General features: G+C 37.4%; 29 protein-coding genes, 2 pseudogenes and 1 riboswitch. Of the genes and pseudogenes, 7 read left to right on the forward strand and 24 right to left on the reverse strand.

All coding sequences use genetic code 11. From position 1 onward, the window contains the following. Position 1: 1 nt before the first annotated feature. A pseudogene (locus MKY70_RS25810) lies at positions 2–191 on the reverse strand (IS200/IS605 family transposase); the annotation flags it as partial. A 200-nt stretch (positions 192–391) separates the two neighbouring features. Here MKY70_RS25810 and MKY70_RS25815 point away from each other — a divergent pair. Beyond that, positions 392–850 (forward strand): hypothetical protein, encoded by a 459-nt coding sequence (locus MKY70_RS25815; RefSeq protein ID WP_060749336.1) that lies wholly within the window; start codon positions 392–394, stop codon positions 848–850. A 43-nt stretch (positions 851–893) separates the two neighbouring features. Here the strand turns inward: MKY70_RS25815 and MKY70_RS25820 are convergent, their stop codons facing one another. Then, on the reverse strand, positions 894–1196 hold the full coding sequence (locus MKY70_RS25820) for a YutD family protein (RefSeq protein WP_000435944.1): 303 nt from the start codon (positions 1194–1196) through the stop codon (positions 894–896). Positions 1197–1314: 118 nt separating this feature from the next. Between MKY70_RS25820 and MKY70_RS25825 the strand changes: the two genes are divergently transcribed. Beyond that, positions 1315–1893 (forward strand): YhcN/YlaJ family sporulation lipoprotein, encoded by a 579-nt coding sequence (locus MKY70_RS25825; protein ID WP_341026028.1) that lies wholly within the window; start codon positions 1315–1317, stop codon positions 1891–1893. 28 nt (positions 1894–1921) lie between these two features. On the opposite strand, the gene MKY70_RS25830 is transcribed toward MKY70_RS25825, so the two are convergent. Further along, entirely contained in the window at positions 1922–2653 is a 732-nt protein-coding gene (locus tag MKY70_RS25830; protein ID WP_341026029.1) for a MerR family transcriptional regulator, read from the reverse strand. Between the two features lie 108 nt (positions 2654–2761). On the opposite strand from MKY70_RS25830, the gene MKY70_RS25835 reads away from it, so the two are divergent. Next, the gene (locus MKY70_RS25835) at positions 2762–3577 is read left to right on the forward strand and encodes a YhfC family intramembrane metalloprotease (protein ID WP_341074620.1); all 816 of its coding nucleotides are present in this window, start codon (positions 2762–2764) and stop codon (positions 3575–3577) included. 24 nt (positions 3578–3601) lie between these two features. On the opposite strand, the pseudogene MKY70_RS25840 reads toward MKY70_RS25835, so the two are convergent. Then, positions 3602–4044: pseudogene (locus tag MKY70_RS25840) on the reverse strand (hypothetical protein). Positions 4045–4177: 133 nt separating this feature from the next. Between MKY70_RS25840 and MKY70_RS25845 the strand changes: the two are divergent. Continuing rightward, the gene (locus tag MKY70_RS25845; RefSeq protein WP_131246967.1) at positions 4178–4732 is read left to right on the forward strand and encodes a histidine phosphatase family protein; all 555 of its coding nucleotides are present in this window, start codon (positions 4178–4180) and stop codon (positions 4730–4732) included. 74 nt (positions 4733–4806) lie between these two features. Further along, the gene (locus MKY70_RS25850; protein WP_002184734.1) at positions 4807–5286 is read left to right on the forward strand and encodes a YbaK/EbsC family protein; all 480 of its coding nucleotides are present in this window, start codon (positions 4807–4809) and stop codon (positions 5284–5286) included. Between the two features lie 20 nt (positions 5287–5306). On the opposite strand, the gene lipA is transcribed toward MKY70_RS25850, so the two are convergent. After that, positions 5307–6203, reverse strand: coding sequence for a lipoyl synthase (gene lipA / locus MKY70_RS25855; RefSeq protein ID WP_002034580.1), 897 nt, complete (start codon positions 6201–6203; stop codon positions 5307–5309). 189 nt (positions 6204–6392) lie between these two features. On the opposite strand from lipA, the gene MKY70_RS25860 reads away from it, so the two are divergent. Further along, on the forward strand, positions 6393–7376 hold the full coding sequence (locus MKY70_RS25860; RefSeq protein WP_341026032.1) for a M23 family metallopeptidase: 984 nt from the start codon (positions 6393–6395) through the stop codon (positions 7374–7376). 57 nt (positions 7377–7433) lie between these two features. Here the strand turns inward: MKY70_RS25860 and yunB are convergent, their stop codons facing one another. The 18 genes from yunB to MKY70_RS25950 all read right to left on the reverse strand — a co-directional run bounded on the left by yunB (position 7434) and on the right by MKY70_RS25950 (position 23846). Further along, the gene (gene yunB, locus MKY70_RS25865; RefSeq protein WP_002129745.1) at positions 7434–8165 is read right to left on the reverse strand and encodes a sporulation protein YunB; all 732 of its coding nucleotides are present in this window, start codon (positions 8163–8165) and stop codon (positions 7434–7436) included. Between the two features lie 55 nt (positions 8166–8220). Beyond that, positions 8221–8523 carry a YunC family protein gene (locus MKY70_RS25870; RefSeq protein WP_002015926.1) on the reverse strand — a complete coding sequence of 101 codons (303 nt, stop codon included), beginning with the start codon at positions 8521–8523 and terminating at the stop codon, positions 8221–8223. 65 nt (positions 8524–8588) lie between these two features. Next, on the reverse strand, positions 8589–10004 hold the full coding sequence (locus MKY70_RS25875) for a bifunctional metallophosphatase/5'-nucleotidase (RefSeq protein WP_341026423.1): 1416 nt from the start codon (positions 10002–10004) through the stop codon (positions 8589–8591). A 753-nt stretch (positions 10005–10757) separates the two neighbouring features. Beyond that, the gene (sufB, locus tag MKY70_RS25880) at positions 10758–12155 is read right to left on the reverse strand and encodes a Fe-S cluster assembly protein SufB (protein ID WP_002015928.1); all 1398 of its coding nucleotides are present in this window, start codon (positions 12153–12155) and stop codon (positions 10758–10760) included. A gap of 48 nt (positions 12156–12203) precedes the next feature. Next, positions 12204–12635, reverse strand: a complete 432-nt coding sequence (gene sufU, locus MKY70_RS25885) for a Fe-S cluster assembly sulfur transfer protein SufU (RefSeq protein ID WP_002089369.1) — start codon at positions 12633–12635, stop codon at positions 12204–12206. Next, the gene (gene sufS, locus MKY70_RS25890; protein WP_002015930.1) at positions 12625–13845 is read right to left on the reverse strand and encodes a cysteine desulfurase SufS; all 1221 of its coding nucleotides are present in this window, start codon (positions 13843–13845) and stop codon (positions 12625–12627) included. Before sufS ends, sufU begins: the two co-directional genes overlap by 11 nt. Continuing rightward, positions 13845–15137: a Fe-S cluster assembly protein SufD gene (sufD, locus tag MKY70_RS25895; protein WP_341026034.1), complete on the reverse strand. Its 1293-nt coding sequence runs from the start codon at positions 15135–15137 to the stop codon at positions 13845–13847. Before sufD ends, sufS begins: the two co-directional genes overlap by 1 nt. A gap of 15 nt (positions 15138–15152) precedes the next feature. Further along, a complete protein-coding gene (gene sufC / locus MKY70_RS25900) occupies positions 15153–15938 on the reverse strand; it encodes a Fe-S cluster assembly ATPase SufC (RefSeq protein ID WP_002034576.1) in 786 nt (261 codons plus the stop codon). A 237-nt stretch (positions 15939–16175) separates the two neighbouring features. Continuing rightward, a complete protein-coding gene (metQ, locus tag MKY70_RS25905) occupies positions 16176–16982 on the reverse strand; it encodes a methionine ABC transporter substrate-binding lipoprotein MetQ (protein ID WP_341026035.1) in 807 nt (268 codons plus the stop codon). A gap of 73 nt (positions 16983–17055) precedes the next feature. Beyond that, the gene (metQ, locus tag MKY70_RS25910; RefSeq protein ID WP_002015935.1) at positions 17056–17868 is read right to left on the reverse strand and encodes a methionine ABC transporter substrate-binding lipoprotein MetQ; all 813 of its coding nucleotides are present in this window, start codon (positions 17866–17868) and stop codon (positions 17056–17058) included. A 22-nt stretch (positions 17869–17890) separates the two neighbouring features. Further along, positions 17891–18556, reverse strand: a complete 666-nt coding sequence (locus tag MKY70_RS25915) for a methionine ABC transporter permease (RefSeq protein WP_002129754.1) — start codon at positions 18554–18556, stop codon at positions 17891–17893. After that, the gene (locus tag MKY70_RS25920) at positions 18549–19574 is read right to left on the reverse strand and encodes a methionine ABC transporter ATP-binding protein (RefSeq protein ID WP_341026037.1); all 1026 of its coding nucleotides are present in this window, start codon (positions 19572–19574) and stop codon (positions 18549–18551) included. The genes MKY70_RS25915 and MKY70_RS25920 overlap by 8 nt, the downstream gene beginning before the upstream one ends. 433 nt (positions 19575–20007) lie before the next feature. Then, positions 20008–20115: riboswitch (SAM riboswitch) on the reverse strand. Positions 20116–20240: 125 nt separating this feature from the next. After that, positions 20241–20585: a hypothetical protein gene (locus MKY70_RS25925; RefSeq protein WP_002015939.1), complete on the reverse strand. Its 345-nt coding sequence runs from the start codon at positions 20583–20585 to the stop codon at positions 20241–20243. 152 nt (positions 20586–20737) lie between these two features. Further along, positions 20738–21046 (reverse strand): thioredoxin family protein, encoded by a 309-nt coding sequence (locus MKY70_RS25930; RefSeq protein ID WP_002015940.1) that lies wholly within the window; start codon positions 21044–21046, stop codon positions 20738–20740. Positions 21047–21049: 3 nt separating this feature from the next. Next, a complete protein-coding gene (locus tag MKY70_RS25935; RefSeq protein WP_000640865.1) occupies positions 21050–21394 on the reverse strand; it encodes a toprim domain-containing protein in 345 nt (114 codons plus the stop codon). 491 nt (positions 21395–21885) lie between these two features. Beyond that, positions 21886–22269, reverse strand: coding sequence for a glycine cleavage system protein GcvH (gcvH, locus tag MKY70_RS25940; RefSeq protein WP_000026895.1), 384 nt, complete (start codon positions 22267–22269; stop codon positions 21886–21888). 41 nt (positions 22270–22310) lie between these two features. Then, positions 22311–22676, reverse strand: coding sequence for an arsenate reductase family protein (locus MKY70_RS25945; protein WP_002129756.1), 366 nt, complete (start codon positions 22674–22676; stop codon positions 22311–22313). A gap of 642 nt (positions 22677–23318) precedes the next feature. Further along, positions 23319–23846 (reverse strand): hypothetical protein, encoded by a 528-nt coding sequence (locus MKY70_RS25950; RefSeq protein ID WP_002191092.1) that lies wholly within the window; start codon positions 23844–23846, stop codon positions 23319–23321. 144 nt (positions 23847–23990) lie between these two features. Between MKY70_RS25950 and MKY70_RS25955 the strand changes: the two genes are divergently transcribed. After that, a complete protein-coding gene (locus MKY70_RS25955; protein WP_088033204.1) occupies positions 23991–24638 on the forward strand; it encodes a phosphatase PAP2 family protein in 648 nt (215 codons plus the stop codon). A gap of 57 nt (positions 24639–24695) precedes the next feature. Here MKY70_RS25955 and MKY70_RS25960 read toward each other — a convergent pair whose 3' ends face one another. After that, positions 24696–25709, reverse strand: a complete 1014-nt coding sequence (locus MKY70_RS25960) for a PTS transporter subunit IIC (RefSeq protein WP_002112681.1) — start codon at positions 25707–25709, stop codon at positions 24696–24698. Positions 25710–25718 lie beyond the last annotated feature (9 nt).

The following is a 25718-nucleotide window of genomic DNA, read 5'->3' on the forward strand; positions in this document are numbered from 1 at the left end:
TCCCCCTTGTTTTTTGATTTTCAACACACTGTTTGATTATCTCATTGGATACATTTCCAGCAGGAGAAATAAAAAAGGAACGTGTCCATAAACTTTGCAACTACATGAAGATAAGAGGATCCTTCTCTCAAACGCTGTGTTATATTTGCCATTGCATCAACAGGACTAAGTGTTGATAGTATATTAAAAAATCTTTCTTCTGTATCATTTACAAAATACAAAATGATACGATTGTTTTCATTCTTCTCTAATCATTAACCATACTTATAATTTATCAGTTATTTCCGAAAAATCATAACAAAAAAGCTCTAAGAAATATACTTTGGATACTTAAACGATTTCATAGTAGTAATCCGTATCCAACCTCACTTTAAATCCATACCTAAAAAAGATGGGCTACTCGTTCAGAAAGGGCTATAAAAATTGCAGACACACTACCCTTTTTACTGATACGAATATTCGCAGGCATAACGCAAACGGAAAAAACATATACCGATTTGCAATTTATAAATGTCCGAAAGATCATACGTGGAATCAAAAACTTCATATTTATAAATCATTTACTGATCACGTCGAAACTGTCGATATGACTCAGCAAGAACAAACGGAAACAAGTACTACCATTTCCATTACACAATACAAAGAAAGTGGTATAGCCGAAATAACGATCGTATTAGACATCGTTTTCGGTTCCCACAGGATTGATAAAGTGTTATCCACATATATTTCAGATTGGAGCCGCACTATCATTGTGGATAAAATTAAAAATGGGCATATCCAATTGAACCGACAACAAATGAAACCAAACGCAATACTTTCTGAAGGCGATCATATTTCGATTTGTTTGTGAGCAAGTATAAAAAAAATCCTCTTACAATCGTAAGAGGATTTTTTTATTTCTTCACTTTTCGTAATACAAAATGTGCACAACCGAAGTTACAGTACTCGTATAAATACTCTGATAAGGTACTAATTTTCGTATCATATGTCGAACGTTGATTACTATCATCAAAGAATCCACGCAATCTAAGTTGCTCATAACCCCAGTCTCCAACGATATAATCATATTTATTTAAAATTTCTGCATAGCGCTCTTTAAATGCTTCTTCACTAAAACCGTCACGAAAGTTTTTAATTACTTCGTACTGAACATTATTAACGCTCACCGTAGTATGAATCTCTTGCTTTTGCTCCATTATGAACTTCCTCTCTAAGCATTCTTCTTTTTATCGTATCACAAAGCATAACAACCAACAATTTCAAATACAAAAAATTGAAAATTAGTGCATGCTATGGAGAAGGAGGTGATACATCGTGAAAAAGCAAATTATACTCTCTCTTCTCACTCTTTCCTTATTTGCAGGCTGCCAATCAACTAATAAAGCCGAAATGGAGCGTGAAGAAGGAAGTCGTGTTCTTGTTTCCAACAAAAACGACATGTATCATACGGAAAATACAAATACCAGGTTAACGAGAGTCGGTTATTCTTCTAAACAAAAACATGAAGTATCTAACAAACAAGTAGGCGCTATTAACCGTGAGAAAGTCGCCGAAATGATTACGAGCATGACAGTCAAACTTCCTGATGTCACCAATGCCGCTACACTCGTTACCGACGATGAAGTGTTCGTTGTATACCGTGCAAACACAACAGACCCGAAACTCGTAACAGATCAAGTATATAAAACAGCTTTGTCCATCGTCCCTCGCTATTATAAAGCATATGTATCAACAAACCAAAAGTTGATTTCTCAAATTCAAGGCCTACAATCTGGTAGCTTAAACGATAAAGAATATGAACAAAGTCTTGATATGTTAAAACGTGAAATGAGCGATAATCCTCATTTGAACAATACGGGGGATCAAACTTTAAATAATATGATAAAAAAATAAAAAGGTGGAGAAAACCTCCACCTTTTTACTATTTCTTACGATCCGCATAAACCTCCATCGCATCACACATAAACTGCGCTAAACCTTCACCAAACTTATCGATATTTTTCGTAAAGCGCTCATCAGCAACATACATTTGACCGAGTCCCTTAAATGCCTCTAATGAATATTCACCGAAGTTTTGCAAGTAATCGTACCATACCCCGATTGCTTCTTGTGCCTCTTTAGAATCCGGTGCTCCATTTCGAAGTGTCGCTAGATTTCTGTAAATAGTATTAAACTCCTCCTGTTTCTCTTTAGACATACCCTTCGCTGTTTTATTCGCTTTATCTACAGCCTCATCTCCCCATCGTTCACGTGCTTCTTCTTCGTACGGGTTATGACTAAAATCGAATCCTTCAAATTTCTCTTTATTCGTCATCTCAATCTCTCCTTTTGTATGCTGAATTGTTTTATTAATCGTCGCTATCACTTTATCCAATCTAGCCCGCTTTTCAAGAAGCATTTTCTTATGAAGCTGTAATGCCTCTTCACGGTCGAATGAAGGACTCATGATAATTTCCTTAATCTTCTTTAAAGGGAAGCCAAGCTCTTTAAAAAATAAAATTTGTTGCAATGTTTCTAAATTTTCATTGGAATACAGACGATATCCAGACTCTGTCGTCTCGTCTGGGGTTAATAACCCAATTTCATCGTAATGATGCAGTGTGCGCACACTAATTCCAACTAAATTAGCTACTTCTTTTATCCTCATTGTCATGCGTATCTCCCCCTTAATACATACGATAAAGTATGACGCAACGTTAGAGTCAATAAAAATTTCATTTTGTTTTTGAAAGATTCATCTCTCCACATTCTCCTACATTTCATGCATAATATATATGTACATATATTAGAAAGCGGTGAAAGTATGGTTTCAAATACTGTAATTTCCAGCATCATAATTCAGCTCGTTCTCTCGGTTCTGGTCCCAATTATTGTACTCGTTTATTTCCGTAAGAAATATAATATTAATTGGAAAATAGTTGGCGTTGGTATCCTTATCTTTATCGGGTTTACCCAAATTCTCGAAACACCATTCCACCTATTTATGCGTGGAAATCCAGCAATCGCTCCACTTTTAGAAAATCCATTTGTCTTCGCACTTTATGGCGGACTGACTGCTGGTATTTTTGAAGAATTAGGACGTTTCGTTGCCTTTTACTACTTACTGAAAAAATATCGAGAGTATAAAGACGGTCTTGCATACGGAATTGGACACGGCGGAATTGAGTCGATTTTAGTCGGTGGATTCGCTGGGCTTCAAACTCTTATCTTTGCAACATCTATTAACAATGGTAGCTTCGCTCAAATGGTTGAAAAAATGCCTGAGCTGAGCCGTTTACAGGACATGTTAATTCAGCAACCTGCCTACTTATACTTACTCGGTAGCTTAGAAAGAATTATGGCACTCGTTCTGCAAATTGCTTTCACAATGCTTGTCGTATACGCAGTAAAACAAAAGAAATACATTTTCCTCGTATACGCTATACTATTCCACGCACTTGTGGACTTTTTCGCAGCACTTTACCAAACAAAAACAATCAACATCTTTGTCGCAGAAGGAATTACCCTTCTCTTCACAATTGGTGCTTTCGTTCTTATTCGTAAAATGAAAGAGAAATTAGTAAGTGCTTCAGAGTAAAAATAAACCACCAAAATTGGTGGTTTATTTTTTATGTGGATTTTCGTAACAGTGATAACTTCGGCCCCCTCGAAGCTCCTTCTTTGTTTCTGCATCTATAACTATATACTTATGAAATTCATCTCCTTCATCTTGAGAAAAAGAAGCAAAAAAGTACACTTGGCGATCAGGATGAACAAATACATCTTGAATCACCACTCTACTTCGACAGCCAACATCTGTTTTTTTCGGAAGGTAAATTCTGCATCTTGTACTTCTTTCCATAAAATTTTCTTTCGAACACTATACGCCGCATTTTTGTATTCCTTATAGACCTTCTTATCTAACTGTTCATAAAATAGATTTTCATTCACAAACGATTTGTTTTGATTGCTCGGATATTCTAATTTTTGATTTGATTGTGCATATGTTGTGGACAATTGTGTAAAAAAACAAGCAATGAATGCAATAATTATTATTTTTTTCATGCTAGCACCTCAAATTTTCTTTATCCACATTACTTTTCCACATACTTAGATCACTATGCCCTTTCCAATAAAAAGGAATTTTTTCCACATTTGTCGAAGTATATAGCGTCAACTTGAAAGATGGGGATGAATTATGAAGAAAATTATTGTAATACGACATTGTTCCGCAACTGGACAAAAACGTGATGCCGAATTAACGTTTGCCGGAAAAGATCAAGCTAACACCCTTGCTGCATTCCTCTTAGAAAATCAGCTACAAATAGATCATATTATTTCGAGCCCATTTGTCCGAGCTATCGATTCCATTCGGCCCTATTCGATTCAAGCTAACCTATCTATCGAAGAGGATGAACGATTAGCTGAACGTATATTAAGCAACGTTCCGATGGATGATTGGATGCAAAAACTAGAATCTACTTTTACAAACATAGATATTGCCTTTTCAGGCGGAGAGTCAACAAAACAAGCAACGGACCGTGCTATATCGCTTATCCAAGACGTTTTAAAGTTAAACCATACTACAACACTACTCGTTACACATGGAAACTTACTTACGCTCATTTTAAAGCACTTTGATCGTACGATCGGCTTTAGTGAATGGAGAACTTTAACGAATCCTGATGTTTACGAAATTACAATCGATGAACAAAGTTTCATAAAACGATTATGGGAAGCATCGTCCAAGTAGTATCCCTTTCCAAAACACTCAGTTGACGCCACGAGAAGAGACTGTATTAACAATAGAGAGGGGTATCATTCCATATGTATGAAGATGTACTTTCTTTACTACATAAAACAAATGCTTCTTATGAAAAATTTGAACACGAACCAGTACTTGACTATGAAACAGATCGTATCGTTCGTGAAAGACTTGGTTTGCAAGGCACTCCAAGTAAAAGCTTATTTTTAAAATCAAAATCCGGGGAGCATTACGTATTCTTTACGTTAGAAGGCACTCGCCTCAACCGAGGAGAGATGAAGGAAATAACAGGAGAGAGCTTATCTCTCTGTTCTCCTAATGAGCTAAGAGAAGAGACTGGTTGCACTCCTGGATGTGTAGCTCCTTTCGGTTATTCACAAAATGTAACGATTATTGTGGACAGTTCAATTTATACTTACGATAAAATTTTAATTACACCTGGTGTACCTGAATTTACAATTGAATTATCCACAGAGGAATTAAAAAAGATTTTATCCACATGTCAAAATAAAGTTTTAGAGTATAAGAAAAAAGAGAGCTAATGATTAGCTCTCTTTTTTCATTATTTCGCTTCTGCTGTTTTTTCTTTTGCAGAACGTACTTGCTCGTCCGCATGATAAGAAGAACGTACAAGTGGACCAGCTTCACAGTGGCTAAATCCTTTGCTAAGTGCAATTTCTTTTAGCTCTGCAAATTCTGCTGGTGGATAATATTTAATAACTGGTAAATGCTTCTTAGATGGTTGTAGGTATTGTCCAAGAGTTAAAATATCCACATTGTTTGCACGTAAGTCATCCATTGCTTCAATTAAATCTTCTCTCGTTTCACCTAAGCCCAGCATAATGCTCGATTTAGTTGGAATATCAGGCTGCATTTCTTTTGCTCGACGTAAAAACTCTAATGAACGGTCATATTTTGCTCTAGCGCGAACTCGGTTAGATAATCGACGTACTGTTTCAATGTTATGGTTCAAAATATCTGGTTTTGCATCCATTAACATTTTTAAGTTTTCTTCTACCCCACCCATATCAGATGGTAATACTTCGATAGACGTGAATGGATTTTCACGACGTACAGCGCGTACTGTTTCAGCAAAAACAGCTGCTCCGCCGTCCTTTAAATCATCACGTGCAACCGCTGTTATAACAACGTGCTTTAAGCCCATTTGTACTACAGAATCTGCTACGCGTTCTGGCTCTTGTAAATCAAGCTCAGTTGGTAAGCCTGTTTTAACCGCACAAAAACGACAAGCACGTGTACAAACCGCACCTAAGATCATAAATGTTGCTGTTTTCCTTACAGCCCAGCATTCATGAATATTCGGACATTTCGCCTCTTCACAAACTGTATGAAGATTCTTAGAACGCATCATTTTCTTTAAGCCTGTATAGTTTTCATTCGTGTTTAACTTAATTTTCAACCATTCGGGCTTGCGCTTATACTCTGTTTGTTTTGTCATGGTTATCAACTCCGCACAATATGAAATAGTTTACCGTGTTCGCTTCTTTCAATGTAACATATCTATTCTAACGTATGAAAGCGATTTGCTCAAATGAAGATTCTAAGATTTTTTCCAATCGTTCCCTATAATGAAATACTCCGTATATCCCACACTAAAAAGAGTGATGTTGTGAAAGGAGTCTATTTCATGCTTCGAAAAATTTCTCTTTTGCTTTCGATTTGCTTTCTTCTCCACCAAAACATCGCTTACGGTGAAGATAATCAGCAAAGCATATATGAAAAGCGCATGGCACTATATAAAGAAACTGAGCAATCTTCCGGTATTCCGTGGTATTACTTAGCCGCAATGGATCAATACGAAAGAAACATACGGAGCGTAAGAAAAAATATTCCGAAAAAACCAGATGCCATCATTTCCCTTTATTTCAAACCTGAAATATGGGCTGGACCTGTTAATAGTAATGATACTCTCCCCCATACAATTTCTCTATTTGGCGGAATGGGTTTAGATGGTGACAAAGATGGATTTGCAAATGCAAATAACGACCGTGATCTTCTGCATACAGCAGCAACTATTTTAAAGAAACAAGGAACATCGGAAGACCGTATTAACATTATGCTTTGGGAATATTATAGACGTGCAAAAACAGTTGAATTAATTACAGAATACGCCCGAATTTATAAACATTATGGACGCATTAATTTAGAAGGTAATGCTTTCCCTCTCCCGATTCGCAGTGACCATAGCTATCGTAGTACTTTCGGTGCTGGTAGAAGCTTTGGCGGCAGGAGGATTCATGAAGGAACCGATATTTTTGCTGGATATGGCGTACCAGTACGATCAACTTGCTATGGCGTTATTGAAACAAAAGGATGGAATCGTCTTGGTGGATGGCGCATTGGTATTCGTGACCTTCATAATAATTACCACTATTACGCTCATTTAGGCGGGTTCTCTAAAGAAATACAGCTCGGACAAATCGTCGAACCAGGAAAAGTAATCGGATTTGTCGGTAGTACCGGCTACGGTCCTCCTGGTACAGCTGGAAAGTTCCCGCCTCACTTACATTTCGGCATGTATAAAGACAATGGCTATACAGAATGGGCTTTCGATCCATACATGCATTTAAGCCTTTGGGAACGAAAAGAACGAGCAAATACAAAAAAATAACCGTAGCAAATTGCTACGGTTATTTTTTATAAATATAAATCAATAGAACACTACTGACTAATTATCCGTTTTCTTTTTATCTGGTACAACAACTCCCCCGCTTCCGTAATAAGTAGGCACTTCACCTTGAACGATGCGCGTCGCAATCGGAATGTTTTGCTTCACTTTAATTTCTTTCGTGCGTAACGGAATCATAACTTGTAACGTCACTTCCACTTCCATAATAATTTTGATCGCTGTATTATTAATTCCTTGCGGCTCAACTAATTGTTTAATATCCGTATTCACATGACCAATTGGCGTAAAATTAATCGGAATATCCGGTCCTATATTACCAAGAAGCGCATTATCAGTTATGCGCCCAAAAGGAACTGACATAGATACCCCATTCTCTTCAAAAATACCAAGTGCTTTCGTATCCCCTTTTTCTACTTGTTGTAAATATTTTTCTATGTATGCAGTAGTCGATGTTAATATTTCATTTACTTGTTTTGTATTTAAATCAATTGTAGATACTTTCCCGTTCCTATCCGTTTGTACTTTCATTAATGAATCTACATCAAACCCTTCATTAATTCGGTCTTTTACCGCTTTCGTCATAACTGCTGTTGCCATTTTATGAGTCTCTGTTTCCCCATACTTAATTAACGTTGGCTGAATACTTTTATTTACAATCCATAAACCTTGAACTACCATTACGATAAAAATAATAAATGAAATAAGCAGTATATACCGAAAGGAAATCGGTCCCCTTCGAAACCGCGAATTTTTCGAACGAAATATGCCCATAAGAAAACCCTCCTTCTTATATTATTTCTATGCAAGAAAGAGGGACGATATATGCTTATCTCATTTTTAATAGTGCATCTTTTCCGATTGTGCCTACCGGAATACCTAAAGCTTCGGCTCCAGTCGTTACTGATTCCAGCGGTGCTTCAAGAAGTTGTTCAATCGTTCTTACACCAACCGCACGGCCAGCAATAATTCCTCGATCACCTAACTTCTCATTTAGAAGACCTACATCTAAAGCACCGCACATAATATATCCTTTATCGCTCATTACAGCTAGCAAATTTGTCTTTGGAAGTTTTACGCTAACAGCAATGAACGTATAGTTATCAATTATAATTGGCTCTACATTAACCATAGTTCACACTCCTCTCTTTCTTATCTTTATGACAAGAGAAAAATGAGTGTTACAAGTTAACTAGCCTATAGTTTGACTGAAGATGTATAAGTTATCAACATGTCTGTTAACACATCTCTAAGCAATTCCGGCATATAATATTGTTTGTCAGAAAGTGTGGATAGCTCTGGGTATAAGTATCCGAATGTAAACATATCAATCGTTCCTACCGTATATATCCGGTCTAATTCCAGCGATTCCCCGTTAATTAATACATCTTCCAGTAAAATTTTATTCCCCGGAATCGTATCTGGAATGACTTCTACACCAGCGTAAATCATTTTTCCCATCACTTTTCCACGAAATCCGAATCCTTTTACCTCAAGGTTCTCCATATTCGGACGACGCGCTTTCAAAATAACTTCTCTTAACGTTTTCCCTGGTACTTTTAACATACATGGATTAATTGGATGTGGACAAATCCGATGAATATCTCCGCGCGTCACAACACCTTCATTTAATCCCTCAAGAAGTACACCAGCATTCACCATCCCAACATCCGCATTACACCACTCTTTAAGTGCACTTGCCAACATATGAGAAAATGTCGTGTCCTTAAACCAATCAACCGGCAATGATTCTTTTAAATGAACGACAGGCTCGGCCATTATCTGTTTACTTTCTTCCTTTAGCATTTCAATTGTGGATAACGGCTCGCTATAAGCACCTAACCGTTCTGTCTTAATCGCTCTACCGTCTTTTTTCAACAGTCTCTTCGTCTCTTTATCCACAGTAAGCTGAACGTGACCAACGTAATGTCCCCACTTTTCACAACAGCAAAGCAAAGTATTATCCACAAGAACGCCACGCTCAAATAAATGATGCGTATGTGCCCCTAAAATAACATCTATATCATAATGCTCCGCCATATACTCATCCATACTTTTTCCAAGATGAGAAAGCACAACAGTAATATGAGCTGTATCCTTAACTTCTTCTAAAATAGACTCTAAATGGATGATTGGATCTTCAATATGCCAATCTAACATATGATAAAACTCTGGATAAGCTACCGTTAATCCAATAAAGGCAATCGTAATCCCATCTGTCGTTGTATGTAATTTATAAGGCTGCGCCCACGCTGGACGTACACCTTCTTTTTCAAATAAGTTCGCTACAAGCACCTCAAAACCAGCATCATCATATAGACGATTCAAATGCTCTTTCGCCAATGTAATTCCTTCATTATTTCCGATTGTTACATAATCATATAACGCCTCATTTAATAATTTTGTATTCCCAAGTCCATTTGTCGCTTCCGAAATACTATGAAAACGATCCACATGATCGCCAATATCCACAGTTAAAACAGTCTCTCCCGCTTCCTGTCTTCGCCTTTTCTCCCCTTGTACAAACCGAGAAATTTGCGGCCAATTTTCAAAATGACTATGTATATCGTTTGTATGATAAAGGTGGATGATTGTTTCTTTATTTATATTCAGAGAAAAAACCTCCTCTCAGTTCCTTACTGCCATTTACGCTATACGTACGCAATAATCCTGTAAATACTTTTCGTCTTTTCTTGCTATTCTACATTGTACTCGCATTATAAGAAAAAGCCAAAGATTGCCCTTTTAATATGGAAAACTTTATATTACTTTTTCTAGTGTGTTGATTAGTTTGAGGCGGGAATTTTTCGAGAGGTTTAGCGAGCAATGCGGCGGATTTGTCAGTATCTTTGTCTTACCTCTGGTCGTTCTCTTTTCGTATAAAATGTTGCGGGGGGGGTATGTGCGGGATTTCTTTTGTCTTACTTTGTCGACAAATCGATATTCCTTGTCGAACCGCTGATATATTGAAATAATCGCCGATATATTCCGAGTTGTGGTCGATATATTTGAAAAATCGTCGATATATTTCATCAAACACCCACCCAGGTATCTTACAGCCGAACCCGAATATACAACATAAAAAAGCGCCCTGCTATGCAGGGCGCTTTCTTCATACATATATTATCCAGTTCCAGCGGCTAGACTGTTCGGTGGCTTCACTTCTTCCTATGAGGCAAAAAGCGCCTCTACGTCAGAAGCTCCATCCCCCTCACATTCTGAACGAGCCGCTTCCACTTTAAATATGTCCAGCTTCGTCTCCTAGACCCTCATGTCTAAGAACCTTCCGCACCAGAAGATAAAAAGCATCTTATGTGCGAAAGAACCTTAGCCAACGGGTCTGAACAGTCGGCTCCGCATTTCTATTTAACCGATAGAACCTTCCATCTCAAACTTGATTAGGCGGTTCATTTCAACTGCGTATTCCATTGGAAGTTCGCGAGTGAATGGCTCGATGAAGCCCATTACGATCATTTCTGTAGCTTCTTGCTCAGAAATACCGCGGCTCATTAGGTAGAATAATTGTTCTTCTGATACTTTAGATACTTTCGCTTCGTGCTCAAGTGAAACGTAATCGTTTTTGATTTCGTTGTAAGGAATTGTATCAGATGTAGATTGGTTATCCATGATTAACGTGTCACACTCGATGTTAGAGCGAGAGTTTTTCGCTTTTGGTCCGAATTGTACGATACCACGGTATGTTACTTTACCACCATGCTTCGCAATCGATTTAGAAACGATTGTTGAAGACGTGTTTGGTGCTAAGTGAATCATTTTCGCACCAGCATCTTGGTGTTGGCCTTTACCAGCAATCGCGATAGATAATGTTAAACCACGAGCGCCTTCGCCTTTTAAGATAACTGCTGGGTATTTCATCGTTAATTTAGATCCGATGTTACCGTCAATCCATTCCATCGTTGCGTTTTCTTCACAAACCGCACGTTTTGTAACTAGGTTGTATACGTTGTTCGCCCAGTTTTGGATTGTTGTATAACGGCAATATGCATCTTTTTTAATGATGATTTCTACTACCGCACTATGAAGTGAGTTAGTCGTGTAAACAGGTGCTGTACAACCTTCTACGTAGTGTACGTGTGCGCCTTCGTCTACGATGATAAGCGTACGCTCGAATTGTCCCATATTTTCAGAGTTAATACGGAAATACGCTTGAAGTGGTGTATCAACTTTAATACCTTTTGGAACGTAGATGAATGATCCACCAGACCAAACTGCAGAGTTTAATGCAGAGAATTTGTTGTCTGTTGGTGGGATTACTTTTCCGAAATGCTCACGGAAAATATCTTCGTTCTCTTTTAATGCGCTATCTGTATCTTTGAATACGACTCCTAGATCTTCTAGGTCTTCTTTCATGTTGTGGTATACAACTTCAGATTCGTACTGTGCAGATACACCAGCTAAATATTTTTGCTCAGCTTCAGGAATACCTAATTTATCAAATGTCGCTTTAATTTCCTCAGGTACTTCATCCCAAGACTTCTCAGATTTCTCAGATGGTTTTACGTAGTACGTAATTTCATCGAAATCTAAGTCGTTTAAGTCGCCGCCCCATTGTGGCATTGGCATTTCATAGAACTTATCCAGTGATTTTAAACGGAAGTCTAACATCCACTGTGGTTCTTCTTTCATACGTGAAATCTCTTCAACGATTTCTTTTGTTAAACCGCGTCCAGCACGGAAAATCGAAACGTCTTTATCCTTGAAACCATATTTATAATCGCCGATATCTGGCAGTTGCTTCGCCATGTTGGTGTGTCCCTCCTTATATAACCTCGTTTTTAGGAACCTTTAACATTACTTATCTTCGTTTAAGCCCTTTTCTAACGCTTTCCACGCTAATGTTGCACATTTAATACGTGCCGGGAACTTGCATACGCCTTGTAATGCTTCAATATCTCCTAAATCAATGCTGTCATCATACTCTTTTCCTAGCATCATGTCAGAGAAAATTTTAGAAAGCTTAAGGGCCTCTTCAATTTTCTTTCCTTTTACTGCTTGTGTCATCATTGAAGCTGAAGACATTGAAATTGAACATCCTTCGCCTTCAAACTTCGCTTCTTGTACAATACCCTCTTCTACTTTCATCGTAAGTTGAATACGATCGCCGCAAGTTGGATTGTTCAAGTTAACGGTAACACTATCTTCTAACACGCCATGGTTACGAGGATTTTTATAATGATCCATAATAACTTGACGATATAACGTATCTAAATTATTAAATGACATTTGTGAAATACTCCTTTGTCTTGATTAGTGATTCAACAAATGTATCAATTTCTTCTTTTGTATTATATAAATAGAAGCTCGCACGTGCTGTAGAAGAAGCTTTTAGCCACTTCATAAGCGGTTGTGCACAGTGATGTCCTGCGCGAACCGCAATGCCTTCTACATCTAATACAGTTGCTACATCGTGAGGATGTACGTCTTCAATATTAAATGTAACTAGACCAGCGCGATGCTTTGGACCATAAATTGTAACGCCATCTACTTCTGATAGTCTCTCTAAAGCGTATTGCGCTAATTCATGTTCATGCTTTTCAATATTATGAAGACCGATTTCTTCTAGGAAATCAATTGCCGCACCAAGTCCGATTGCATTACCGATAATCGGTGTACCTGCTTCGAACTTCCACGGAAGCTCTTTCCAAGTAGACTCTTGTAAGTCTACGAAATCAATCATTTCACCACCAAATTCAATTGGTTCCATATTGTTTAGCAATTCTTTCTTACCATATAATACGCCGACACCTGTTGGTCCGCACATCTTATGAGCAGATAATGCGTAGAAATCACAGTTTAAATCTTGTACATCCACTTTCATATGAGGTGCACTTTGTGCTCCATCAACGATCATGATTGCACCGTTTTCATGTGCGATTGCTCCGATTTCTTTTACAGGGTTAATCGTTCCAAGTACGTTAGAAACGTGCATGATAGAAACGATTTTTGTATTCGGTGTAACTGTTTGACGAACATCTTCTAAAGAAATTGTACCGTCTAGTTGAAGCGGAAGGTATTTTAAAGTTGCACCAGTTTTCTTCGCAACTTGTTGCCACGGAATGATGTTACTATGGTGCTCCATGTAAGAGATGACGATTTCATCGCCTTCTTTTACATTATCAAGGCCATAGCTAGCTGCTACTGTATTTAATGCAGTTGTCGTTCCGCGCGTGAAAATAATCTCTTCCATTGATTTCGCATTAATAAACTTGCGAACTTTCTCACGTGCACCTTCATACGCGTCGGTAGCTTTCGTACCGAGCGTATGAACACCGCGATGCACGTTAGAATTATATTCTTTATAATAACGTTCTAACGTTTCAATGACTTGAATTGGTTTTTGAGAAGTTGCTGCACTATCGAAATATACAAGTTGTTTGCCGTTCACTTTTTGATCAAGAATTGGAAACTGTTTGCGTATTTCATGAATATTCATTAGCGAACTTTCCTTTCAATTACCTCAACAAGCTGTGCCTTTACTCCTTCAATTGGAAGCTCATTTACTACAGGTGCTAAGAATCCATGGATGACTAAACGTTCTGCTTCGCGTTTTGGAATACCACGGCTCATCAAGTAGTATAATTGGTACGGATCTACGCGACCTACTGAAGCTGCGTGACCTGCCATTACATCATCTTCGTCGATTAAAAGAATTGGGTTTGCATCACCGCGAGCTTTTTCATCTAACATAAGAACGCGAGAAGATTGTTGTGCATTTGATTTAGATGCACCGTGTTCAATCTTACCAATTCCGTTAAAGATAGATGTTGCACTATCTTTTTGTACACCGTGTTTTAAAATCCAACCTTCAGAGTGTTTACCGAAGTGAACAACTTTAGTTGTAAAGTTTTGTGTTTGGTTACCACGACCAATTGTTACTGTTTTTGTATCAGCATATGATCCGTCGCCCATTAAATTCGTAACGTTCTCTGAAATTGTGTTTCCGTCATTCATAAGGCCTAGAGCCCAATCAATGCGGCCGTCGCGTCCAACAATTCCGCGGCGGTTAACGTAAGTTGTTACGTCTTTTGCTAATAAATCAACCGCACCGAATTTCACTTGTGCGCCTTGTTCCACGATTACTTCTGCTACGATATTTGCAATACCTTTAGCATTTTCATTTGCAACGTAGTTTTCTACATATGTTGCAGTACTGTTCGCATCAGCTACGAATAATACGTGGTTATATACGTTAGCTTCTTCGCCGTCTACTAAGAATACAGCTTGAAGTGGAGTTTCAAGAACAACGTTTTTCGGAACATATACGAATGCACCGCCGTTGATTAATGCAGCATGAAGTGCAGTTAGACGATGCTCGTCTACTTTCACGCCGTCTTTCATTAAGTACTTTTGTACTAATTCCGCATGCTCTGTTGCAGCTGTTACGATGTCTGTAAAAATAACACCTTTTTCTTTTGCTTCGTCTGCTAAAGAAACGAAAGCAGTTGTACCAGTACGTTGTACTAATACGCTGTTATTTTCATCGATTAAGTTTTTCACTGCTTCTGGAAGCTCTGTTAAAGAACTTACAGGCTCTTGCTTAGCAGCTTCGCCTTTTCCGATAAAGTCCCATTTTTCAATTTTCGTTTTATCAGGCGTTGGCATTGGAAGTTCAGTTGCTTGTGCAAGAGCTTGTAAGCGGAACTCAGTCAACCAAGCAGCTTCGTTTACTTCGCTTGCGCGCTGACGGATTGTTTCTTGATCGAAAGGTAATGTACCGATTGTCATGTTTATGCTCCTCTCTTACGCTTCTTGCTCTGCTGTTTCGTCTTCAATACCTAATTCTTTTTTAATCCAGTCGTAACCTTCAGCTTCTAGACGTTGTGCAAGCTCAGGGCCACCAGATTTAACGATACGACCGTTCATCATAACGTGAACGAAGTCTGGAGTGATGTAGTTTAATAAACGTTGGTAATGCGTAATCATTAGGCAACCGAACTCTTCGCCGCGCATTTGGTTAATACCTTTAGATACAACTTTTAATGCATCGATATCAAGACCTGAGTCGATTTCATCTAAGATTGCGATTTTTGGCTCAATCATCATTAATTGAAGAATTTCGTTACGTTTTTTCTCTCCACCAGAGAAACCTTCGTTTAAGTAACGTTGTGCCATTTCTGGATCCATTTCTAGGAATTCCATGTTTTTATCTAAAGTACGGATAAATTTCATAAGAGAAATTTCATCGCCTTCTTCACGACGTGCATTAATTGCAGAACGTAAGAAGTCCGCGTTTGTTACTCCGCTAATTTCACTTGGATATTGCATTGCTAAGAATAGACCTGCTAGCGCACGCTCATCTACTTCCATTTCTAATACATCTTCACCGTCGATGATTATGCTACCTTCTGTTACTTCATACTTTGGGTGACCCATAATCGCAGAAGATAAAGTTGATTTACCTGTTCCGTTAGGTCCCATAATTGCGTGGATTTCTCCACCTTTTACTTCAAGGTTTACACCTTTTAAAATTTCTTTTCCATCGATTGATACGTGTAAGTCTTTAACCGTTAATGTAGAACCAGCCATCTCAATACCTCCATTAATCCTCTATATACATTTTAAAAATTACTAAAACGTTCATATTCTCATTTTATTCTCATTCTAATCTTATAGCAAATAAAATGATATCGCAAACACTAAGAAAATGTAACAATTTTTTCACAAATGTATATAAGTATTTCCTTTACATCCTCTTATGATACACCTTTCTTCTTATATATATAAAGAAAAAAGGACTGGGTTATTCCCAGCCCTTTCCAGCACCTATTCGTTCACAGGAAGTACAGCACCTTTATATTCTTTGTTAATAAAATCTTGAATTTCTTTTGAATGTAGCACTTCTACTAGCTCTTTAATTTCTTTTTTCTTCTCGTTACCTTTACGAACTGCGATAATATTTGCGTAAGGAGAGTCTGATCCTTCAATTGCCATTGCATCCTTTGTTGGATTTAATTTCGCATCAATTGCGTAGTTTGAATTAATAAATAAAGCATCACCTTCATTGTTTTCGTACAGCTTCGGCGAAAGTCCAGGTTCTACATCTGTTTTAAACTTTAAATTTTTCGGATTTTCTACAACATCTTTTACTGTTGCTTTAACAACATCTACACCGTCTTTTAATTTAATAACGCCGCCTTTTTGTAACAATGCGAGCATACGGCCACGCTCCGCTACGTTATTACTCATAATAACTGTTCCGCCATCTGGAAGTTCTTTTAAACTTTTATATTTCTTAGAATAGATGCCCATTGGCTCTAAATGGATTTTTCCTGCGTTTACAATTTTATATCCCTTTTCTTGAATTTCTTTATCTAAGTAAGGAATGTGCTGGAAGTAGTTCGCATCAATTTCTTTATCCGCTAACGCTTTATTCGGCAGAACATAGTCCTGAAATTTTTTAATCTCTAATTTAATACCCTTTTTCTCTAATATCGGCTGTGCTTTCTCTAAAATAACAGCGTGCGGTATATTAGAAGCGCCAACGACAAGCTTATTCTCATCTCTCCCCCCGCAAGCAGCTAATGTAAATACAGACAGTGCTGTAACAACTGACAATATAATCTTTTTCATATGATGTCCCTCTTCTCCCCTATAGTTATGTAGTTATAAAAAGAGCCAGCATACACCAGCCCTTTTTCCGCAATTATTCTTTTACAGGAACAACTGCCCCTTTATATTCTTTAGTAATAAAGTCTTCAATTTCTTTAGAATGCAGTACTTCTATAAGAGCTTTAATCTCTTTTTTATCTTTATCGCCTTTACGAACAGCTACTACGTTTGCGTATGGAGAATCATTTCCTTCAATTGCAATTGCATCTTTTTCTGGGTTTAATTTCGCATCAATTGCATAGTTTGAATTAATTAGAACCGCATCACCTTCTTTATTGTTATACACTTGTGGCAATAGACCCGGCTCAATATCTGTTTTGAATTTTAAGTTTTTCGGATTATCTGCAATATCTTTTGGAGTTGCTTTAACTGGCTCTACTCCGTCTTTAATTTTTAAAATGCCTTCTTTTTGTAAAATTGCTAAACCACGACCATGATCAGTAACAGAATTACTCATAATAATTGTCGCCCCGTTTGGAAGTTCTTTTAAGCTCTTATATTTTTGAGAATACACACCAATCGGTTCTAAATGAATTTTCCCTGCTATTTCAAAATCATATTTCTTATCTTTAATCTCTTTTTCTAAATACGGAATGTGCTGGAAGTAGTTTGCATCTAATTCTTTATCTGCTAACGATTTATTCGGTAACACGTAGTCTTGGAATTTTTTAATCTCTAACTCAATTCCTTTTTTCTCAAGTAACGGTTTTGCCTTTTCTAAAATTTCAGCGTGCGGTACGTTAGAAGCACCAACAACAAGTTTCTTTTCATCTTTATCTTTCCCGCCACAAGCAGCTAACCCAAAAATTGAAGTTGAAATAAGTGCTGTAAGTAATAATTTTTTCATTTGAAATATCCCCCTGTTTTCATTATCTTTTATCTATTCGAGTCGTTAAACTATCACCAATCCACTGAATTAAAAATACAACGAGTAATACACAAATTGTCGCAACGATTGTTACATCGTTATTTCCACGCTGGAATCCCTCTAAGTAAGCCAGTGTTCCAAGACCACCAGCACCAACAACACCTGCCATTGCTGTATAGCCTACTAAAGCAATAGTCGTAACCGTAATACCAGATACTAACGCTGGTAACGATTCTGGAATTAACACCTTCAAAATAATTGTGCTTGTTTTTGCTCCCATTGCTTTTGAAGCTTCAATTACACCTTTATCAATTTCACGAAGTGCGATTTCAACCATTCTCGCGTAAAATGGTGCCGCTCCAATAATTAAAGCTGGCAGCGCTGCACTCGCTCCGAGTATTGTTCCAAGAAGAATCTTTGTGAACGGGATTAATAAAATAATTAAAATGATGAACGGTATAGAACGGAAAATGTTTACGAACGCTCCAATCACCGTATTAATCGCTTTATTTTCCCATAAATTATCTTTCGCTGTCATAAAGAGTAATAATCCTAAAATAAGTCCTAAAACAAATGTGGCAAGCGCTGCGATTGCCGTCATATATAACGTTTCACCAGTTGCTTCTAACATTTGATTCCAATCAATATTTGCGATTAACTTATCCATGTGCAATCACCTCCAGCTCTACTTGATCTTGATGAATTCCTTCTATTGCTTGCTGGATCGCTGTTTCTTCACCATTTAAATGAACGACTAAACTTCCGTAAGAGCCGTTATTCGTTTGCGCGATATTTCCTTGCAAAATGCTAACTTCTATATCACCGCGCTGCATTAACCTTTGAAGTACCGGTCTTTCTACCGCTTCACCGACAAACTGCAAACGAATTACTTTTCCATCTGGATACTTTTCTATTAAACTTTCAATCGTTTCATTCGTATCTTCAGAATCAGTTAACTGCTGTACAAATCGTTTTGTAATGTCTTGCTGTGGATTACGGAATACGTCAAGTACTGGACCCGTTTCTACGATCTTCCCTTTCTCCATTACAGCAACTCGATTACAAATTTTGCGAATAACGTGCATCTCATGCGTAATCAATACAATTGTTAAGCCGAGACGCTTATTAATATCTAACAATAAATCTAAAATTTGATTTGTCGTTTCCGGATCAAGAGCTGACGTTGCTTCATCACATAAAAGTACTTGTGGATTATTTGCTAACGCTCTTGCAATCCCGACGCGCTGCTTTTGTCCACCACTTAACTGAGATGGATATGCGTCTCCTTTTCCTTCTAATCCAACGAGATGAATTAACTCATCAACACGTTTTCTTCTCTCCGCCTTATCGACACCTGCAATTTCAAGTGGGAATGCGATATTTTCACGCACAGTTCGTGACCAAAGTAAGTTGAAATGCTGAAAAATCATTCCGATTTCTTGTCTTGCCTTACGAAGTTCATTTCCAGTAATCGCTGAAATCACACGATTCGCAATTGTAATTTGGCCAGAAGTTGGTTTCTCTAACTGATTAAACAATCTGATTAACGAACTTTTCCCAGCGCCACTATATCCAATAACACCAAATATTTCACCCTTATCTACTTTTAAGTTGGCGTTATCTACAGCAGTGACATCACCGCTTTTTGCCTTATATATTTTCTTTACATTTTCTAATAAGATCATGATGTTCACCCCTTTTTTGATTAAAAAGCGTAAGCGGCTCGTTTAGAACAAGAGGACGCCCGAATCCCAGACGTAGAGGCGCTTTTTGCCTCATAGGAAGGGATGAAACGACCGACTGTTCTAGCCGCTGGAGCTAGATTTGTTTAAAAAGCGTAAGCGGCTCGCTTAGAATGTGAAGTGGATGGAGCTTCTGACGTAGAGGCGCTTTTTGCCTCATAGGAAGAAGCGAAGCCATCGAACATTCTAGCCGCTGGAGCTGGATTTCTTAAAAACTTTGGATAGACTCCGCAATTTTTTTATTTTTGATGCGTGTAGTCCATCGTTATAGCTCCTCCTATTATTTGAATGTCCTCCGCATTCAAACGACAAAAAACCTTTCCGCTTCTAGAGAAGCAGAAAGGTTTATATGCGTATATAACAACATTATCCCTCTCTCTCATCTCTCAAAGCATTTGCTTTGCAGGAATTGGCACCATTTCAACATAAGTTGACGGTTGCCGGGCTTCACAGGGCACAGTCCCTCCACCTCTCTTAATAAGAGAAATCAGATTAAATTTTCGTCTGATTTAAAATTTATGAAATTGTCTATATTTTATGAATTGAATTGTATCAATATCCACACGCGCTGTCAACAGAAATTTTCGTAAAAAAAGAAACTTCAGAATTTTAAGCTCCGACTGACATCGGTTTACATATATGAAACATCGATTCAACTAATAACATCGTTCGATACGTTCCAGAATATTGTACCCGTCCATCACTCATTAACTTTTGCAACCTCATATTTCCAGTCACTAATTTTTGTACATCCTCTTCCTCTAAACAAACGATTTGTTCCGTTCCTCTCGCCTCTTTCAAAAGTTCTATATAATCTCTTGAAATTTGTAACGAACAGCATTCATCTCCAAAACGAAAATTAACAGTTCTTTCTCCTTGCCTTAAAAGCGGTTCTAAATGATATTGACCATTAGCGTAATTTACAAATGATTGAAGCAAAGAATATAATTTCATCCTAAACCACATCCCTCATATCACTTTCTATTACATACCATTCCCTCTTATTAAAGGGCAATCCTGTTATTTTCGCTCGACAAATACTGTATCTATCACGCATGTCGACATATTTCCCAAGAAATATGTCGAGGCGGCAAAAACTTTGCCGCCTACTTTAATTCCGTATATAAATATTCAACCGAATGAAATGCATATATTTTCTTCATCAGTGTCCCATTTTCAAAAATAAGTAAACACGGTACACTTTCTATCCCATACTCTTTCGCTAAATGCGGGGCATAATTTAAATCTAACATTCCAATTTTCAAATCTTCAATCGTCATCTCAACGACCGTTAACATCTTCTTTGCTAATTGGCATGTTCCACACATTGGTGTATACACATATAACACTGTTTTTTCTTCATTTCCTATTAGGGCTGTAGCTTCGGCACCTGTCCAATCAATCACTTCTATCATTCCTTACCGTAAATATTCTGTATAAACGTCAATGTCTGCTCCCCATAATACATTTGCTAAATGTGAAGAAGGTGCAGTCGCCACCTCGCGATACGAGCGATCAATATAAATATGCTCTGCTTGCGGAAATTCTTTTCGGAATTGTTTCCTTAACTTTTCTCCTGCATCATCAGCATCCACTAGCACATATACGTCCTTATCAAAAAATTGATCAATGAGCTCATCCATTTTCGACAAACCAATTGTACCATTTGTACAAACAATTTCCACTGGTTCACGAATAATAGATTCAATCTTTCTTCTATCCGATTTACCTTCTACAATAATGACTTTTTCCACATAAATCATATGTCATCACCCGATCACCATATACTATACAACCTTTAACTTAGTATATAGTATATTCGTTATTTTCATGTTGTTTCCTGTTTATTTTTGCAAAAGAAAAGCGGAACCGACTGTTTAGCCCTGTTGGCTAAGGTTCTTTCGTACAGAAGACGCTTTTTGTCTTCTCGTACGGAAGGTTCTTAGACATGAAGGGCTAGGAGGTGGAGCTAGACAATGAAAAGCGCAAGCGGCTCGTTCAGATTGTGAGGGGGATGGAGCTTCTGACGTAGAGGCGCCTTTTGCCTCACAGGAAGACGCGAAGCCACCGAACAATCTAGCCCCTGGAGCTAGACAATGAAAAGCGCAAGCGGCTCGCTCAGCATGAAGCCTCCATGAAAAAAGTTTTTCAAAAACGTTCTCCTACATAATAATTAATATATATGTTTTTAAATTCATTATGTACACAACATAAAAAAGGACAGCACAAGGGCTGTCCTTTTCTTCGACTATAATTAGTCTTGGTTTGTCATTTCTGCATATTTTTCTGCAGTTAATAACTTCTCAACTTGGCTTGCATCAGAAAGTTCAACTTTAACCATCCATGCACCCTCGTATGGAGATTCGTTAACTAGTTCTGGTTGGTCACTTAATTCTTCGTTTACTGCTACAACTTTACCACTTACAGGTGCGTATAATTCAGAAACTGTTTTAACAGATTCTACGCTTCCGAATGGCTCGTCAGCTTGGATTGTTGCACCTACTTCAGGAAGTTCAACGAATACGATATCGCCTAACTCACCTTGCGCAAAATGAGTAATACCGATAACAACCGCATTACCTTCTGTTTTTACCCATTCGTGTTCTTCAGAGTAACGTAAATTATTTGGAATGCTCATGACTGTACCTCCAGTGAATGTATTAATTATGTAAAAATACCTTATTGGTACTTTTTCCACACACTTTCAAACTGCTCTTCGTTAAAACCAAGTGTTACACTCGTTCCATCTGTTACAATTGGACGTTTAATTAACATGCCATCAGATGCTAAAAGCTCATACATTTCGTCTTCGCTTGCATCCTTTAACTTATCTTTTAAACCAAGTTCACGGTAACGCATTCCACTTGTATTAAAGAATTTTTTTAATGGTAATTCACTTTTCTCATGTAAATTACGTAAATCTTCTTTTGACGGTGGATTTTCAACAATATGAATCATCTCATATGCTACATCGTTTGCCTCAAACCATTTCTTTGCTTTTTGACATGTGCCACATTTTGGATATGAATAAAATGTTACTGTCATAAATTCACCTACTTTTTTACTAACCTTTACCTTTATCATATAGAAAACATTTTATTATTTCAAACGATTATTCGCTAAACTTTTACTTATTTCGTGATAATTTTTAATAATCCTGCTAATTTTTCTTATTTTTCCGCCATTTATTAAGAAAAAATAAATATATAATTTTTTTAAAATTTTTTCTCATCCCACGCCGAACATATATCTTAAACAAACGTTTGATTAATTTCATATTTTTCTACCTCAACCTTCGGAATACGTAGGTTCTTTTATACCGAACATATACCTTAAACAAACGTTTGATTAATTTCATGTTTTTCTACCCCAACCTTTGGAATACATGAATTCTTCCATACCGAACATACCTCTTAAACAAACGTTTGATTAATTTCATGTTTTTCTATATCACCTTTGGAATACATGATTTTCTATACCGAACATATATCTTAAACAAACGTTTATCCCGCATTAACGGGCAGTAAGACTCCCACCTCGAAATTCGGCAAATGCGAGGTGGGAGATAACTGCCCGTAAAAGCCTGATTGGTGCGGGCTAATAATCAGTGGGGAATGGACAAAACCCCCACTGATTAAAGTTTCACTTTATTTAAAAAATAAGAAGCCTCGTTTACAGGCTCCTTCATCATCGACTTAAATAGTCCGAAATGGTTTGAAACACTACTATATACATATTATGAATACTTTCTTCTGTATTTCCACCATTCGATAAACCAACTCCCCATTGTTGCCCTTCGCCACTTCCAATATTTGCAAAACCTTGCGCGTACATAGCATTTACATCTTTTGGTGCACTGTTATACTCTATATTTTTTGTAATAAAAGTCGAATATGATTTATCTTGTAAGCCAATAAAAAACACTGGTTTCTTTAACGATAAAAATAAATCTTTATACTGCTCTTTCGAAGCTTCTTGAAAGTGCTCTTTCATTATTAGAAAACCATCTACTGCTCCAGATTCCTTTTTCAGTTCTTCTAACTTCACTTTTTCAAACTTTATATTTCTAAACGTATCTTTCGGCTTTTCACCAACAACTCCAATTACGAGTGCTCTCCCGTTGTATTCTAATTTCTCTCCTTCTTTATCCTTTGCACACCCAGTACTCACTAGGCATAACAATATAAAAACTAAGAAATAAAATGAACGCTTCATATAGCACCCTCCCCCTCTTTTAAGTCAAGTGACAAAAATGTAAGGTGAATTCAAGAAAATGTAAGTAAAATCGATAGCCCAATTGGATTTTCTATATTATAATCAATTGAATTTATTTACATTACTAAAACATAGGAGATTATCATGAAGAAATTTAAACTTTCATCTCTTCTTCCGTTAAGTTATATACTTCTACTCGTACTCGTAAGTCCCCTTTACGATGTATTAAATAAATCTACTGTTCACGCAGTAGATGTCACAACTGTAGTAGATGATTGGATTCCATTTGTGAAAGCATTTATTATTCCTTACTTACTTTGGTTTCCATACTTATACGGTGCACTTATTTATTACTGTTTTGCTGATCGAAAGCAATATTATGTCACTTTAAGTAGTGTAATTCTTGGAAAACTTGCTTGTTTTTCGATTTATTTTTTTTGGCAGACAACTGTACCACGCCCAACCGTCGTTGGAACAGATGTATTTTCCGAACTAGTCCGCTATATTTATAGTATTGATCAACCGGTAAACTGTTTCCCAAGCATTCATGTCCTTACGACATTTGTAATTATGTTAGCTGCCTTTAAGCGTAGAGAACAGCATACTTTGGAATATTACATCCTTACTTTCTTCGGTACGCTTATTATTTTATCAACATTATTTACGAAGCAGCATGCCTTTGTAGATGCAGTTTCTGGAATGACGCTCGCAAGCGTACTATACTTCGGTGTCCAGCTCTTATTAGCAAAAGAAACAGTGACAGTTCCAGTAAAACAAAATCATAAAATGTAAAAAAGCAGACTGTGTCTTCTCAGTCTGCTTTTATCTATTATTAAGGAGATTTTCAAATTAAGATTGCGGTACAGTCATATCACCAGAATGAATACGACCTGCTTTTTTAAGAGCAATGTAAAGTATATAAGAAACAGCTACTGGGATAATGATATAAGTGATTATCATCGCTGGGACAACCTCCCACCCTTGGCTGGAAATTAAATTAATTGGTGCGATAAGAGAGCTTAATCCAAGACCTGCAATTTCTTTTCCTGCTTCCAGTTGGAAAATTAGTGCCGATACTGGGCCAACTATTGCACTGGCGACGACAGTTGGGACGAGAATCATTGGATTTTTAGTAATGTTCGGTAACTGCACTTTTGGAGTACAAAGTGCCTGAGCTAATATGCCACCTAAATTATTTTCTTTCGCTGAAATAACAGAGAATCCGATAAATTGAGCAACACATCCTGCAAGTGCTGCACCGCCTGCAACACCATCTAAGCTAAGCGCTATCGCTAACGCAGCTGATGAAGCTGGAGAGATAAGTAACAATCCCCAAACTACAGCAATCACGATAGAAGCGATAAACGGGCTACCAGCTGAACTATCTTTAATGAATGCTCCAACTGTATTTAAAACTGGGCTAATATTTTGAGCTAACCAAATACCGACTAAACCAGAACCTAATATTGCTGCAAATGGAACGAGCATCATATCTAAAGCAGTTTTTCCACTTAATCGTTTACCAATATAAACTGCTAAAGTCGCTGTTAATAATGCACCGATTGGTTCACCTGTTTTAATGATAAGACCAGCTTCAGTAATTGAAATTGAACCAGCTCCAATTGCTCCAGCTACCATCGCTGAGAAAATTACGAGTCCGTTTGCACCGAGCATAAAGGCAATCCCGGCTCCAATTGCTGGTGCCATAAGTGATTTTGCAACAACTCCGATTGTAATAAGTAATGGTATATCAACAATTCTTCCTATATTTTCGATCAGTAAACCAATTCCAAGGGATACGAAAATACCTTGCGCGATTCCGGCTGAAGCTTTAAACACACGAGACATTATATATTCCTTCATTTGTTTCAC

The sequence above is a fragment of the Bacillus sp. FSL R9-9492 genome (assembly GCF_038007365.1).
GTDB lineage: Bacteria > Bacillota > Bacilli > Bacillales > Bacillaceae_G > Bacillus_A > Bacillus_A mycoides.

Excerpts from the sequence above, each read along its gene's own strand:
- MKY70_RS25945 (WP_002129756.1), bottom strand. The coding sequence starts at position 22,676 with ATGACAGTAACATTTTATTCATATCCAAAATGTGGCACATGTCAAAAA.
- MKY70_RS25815 (WP_060749336.1), top strand. The coding sequence starts at position 392 with ATGGGCTACTCGTTCAGAAAGGGCTATAAAAATTGCAGACACACTACC.
- metQ (WP_341026035.1), bottom strand. The coding sequence starts at position 16,982 with ATGAAAAAGATTATATTGTCAGTTGTTACAGCACTGTCTGTATTTACA.
- MKY70_RS25950 (WP_002191092.1), bottom strand. The coding sequence starts at position 23,846 with ATGAAGCGTTCATTTTATTTCTTAGTTTTTATATTGTTATGCCTAGTG.
- MKY70_RS25820 (WP_000435944.1), bottom strand. The coding sequence starts at position 1,196 with ATGGAGCAAAAGCAAGAGATTCATACTACGGTGAGCGTTAATAATGTT.
- MKY70_RS25860 (WP_341026032.1), top strand. The coding sequence starts at position 6,393 with ATGCTTCGAAAAATTTCTCTTTTGCTTTCGATTTGCTTTCTTCTCCAC.
- sufC (WP_002034576.1), bottom strand. The coding sequence starts at position 15,938 with ATGGCTGGTTCTACATTAACGGTTAAAGACTTACACGTATCAATCGAT.
- gcvH (WP_000026895.1), bottom strand. The coding sequence starts at position 22,269 with ATGAGCATTCCAAATAATTTACGTTACTCTGAAGAACACGAATGGGTA.
- MKY70_RS25835 (WP_341074620.1), top strand. The coding sequence starts at position 2,762 with ATGCATAATATATATGTACATATATTAGAAAGCGGTGAAAGTATGGTT.
- lipA (WP_002034580.1), bottom strand. The coding sequence starts at position 6,203 with ATGACAAAACAAACAGAGTATAAGCGCAAGCCCGAATGGTTGAAAATT.
- sufB (WP_002015928.1), bottom strand. The coding sequence starts at position 12,155 with ATGGCGAAGCAACTGCCAGATATCGGCGATTATAAATATGGTTTCAAG.
- MKY70_RS25830 (WP_341026029.1), bottom strand. The coding sequence starts at position 2,653 with ATGACAATGAGGATAAAAGAAGTAGCTAATTTAGTTGGAATTAGTGTG.
- sufD (WP_341026034.1), bottom strand. The coding sequence starts at position 15,137 with ATGACAATCGGTACATTACCTTTCGATCAAGAAACAATCCGTCAGCGC.
- MKY70_RS25920 (WP_341026037.1), bottom strand. The coding sequence starts at position 19,574 with ATGATCTTATTAGAAAATGTAAAGAAAATATATAAGGCAAAAAGCGGT.
- MKY70_RS25935 (WP_000640865.1), bottom strand. The coding sequence starts at position 21,394 with ATGATTTATGTGGAAAAAGTCATTATTGTAGAAGGTAAATCGGATAGA.
- MKY70_RS25925 (WP_002015939.1), bottom strand. The coding sequence starts at position 20,585 with ATGAAATTATATTCTTTGCTTCAATCATTTGTAAATTACGCTAATGGT.
- MKY70_RS25845 (WP_131246967.1), top strand. The coding sequence starts at position 4,178 with ATGAAGAAAATTATTGTAATACGACATTGTTCCGCAACTGGACAAAAA.
- MKY70_RS25915 (WP_002129754.1), bottom strand. The coding sequence starts at position 18,556 with ATGGATAAGTTAATCGCAAATATTGATTGGAATCAAATGTTAGAAGCA.
- metQ (WP_002015935.1), bottom strand. The coding sequence starts at position 17,868 with ATGAAAAAATTATTACTTACAGCACTTATTTCAACTTCAATTTTTGGG.
- yunB (WP_002129745.1), bottom strand. The coding sequence starts at position 8,165 with ATGGGCATATTTCGTTCGAAAAATTCGCGGTTTCGAAGGGGACCGATT.
- MKY70_RS25930 (WP_002015940.1), bottom strand. The coding sequence starts at position 21,046 with ATGATAGAAGTGATTGATTGGACAGGTGCCGAAGCTACAGCCCTAATA.
- sufS (WP_002015930.1), bottom strand. The coding sequence starts at position 13,845 with ATGAATATTCATGAAATACGCAAACAGTTTCCAATTCTTGATCAAAAA.
- MKY70_RS25955 (WP_088033204.1), top strand. The coding sequence starts at position 23,991 with ATGAAGAAATTTAAACTTTCATCTCTTCTTCCGTTAAGTTATATACTT.
- MKY70_RS25960 (WP_002112681.1), bottom strand. The coding sequence starts at position 25,709 with ATGAAGGAATATATAATGTCTCGTGTGTTTAAAGCTTCAGCCGGAATC.
- MKY70_RS25850 (WP_002184734.1), top strand. The coding sequence starts at position 4,807 with ATGTATGAAGATGTACTTTCTTTACTACATAAAACAAATGCTTCTTAT.
- MKY70_RS25870 (WP_002015926.1), bottom strand. The coding sequence starts at position 8,523 with ATGGTTAATGTAGAGCCAATTATAATTGATAACTATACGTTCATTGCT.
- sufU (WP_002089369.1), bottom strand. The coding sequence starts at position 12,635 with ATGTCATTTAATAATTTAGATACGTTATATCGTCAAGTTATTATGGAT.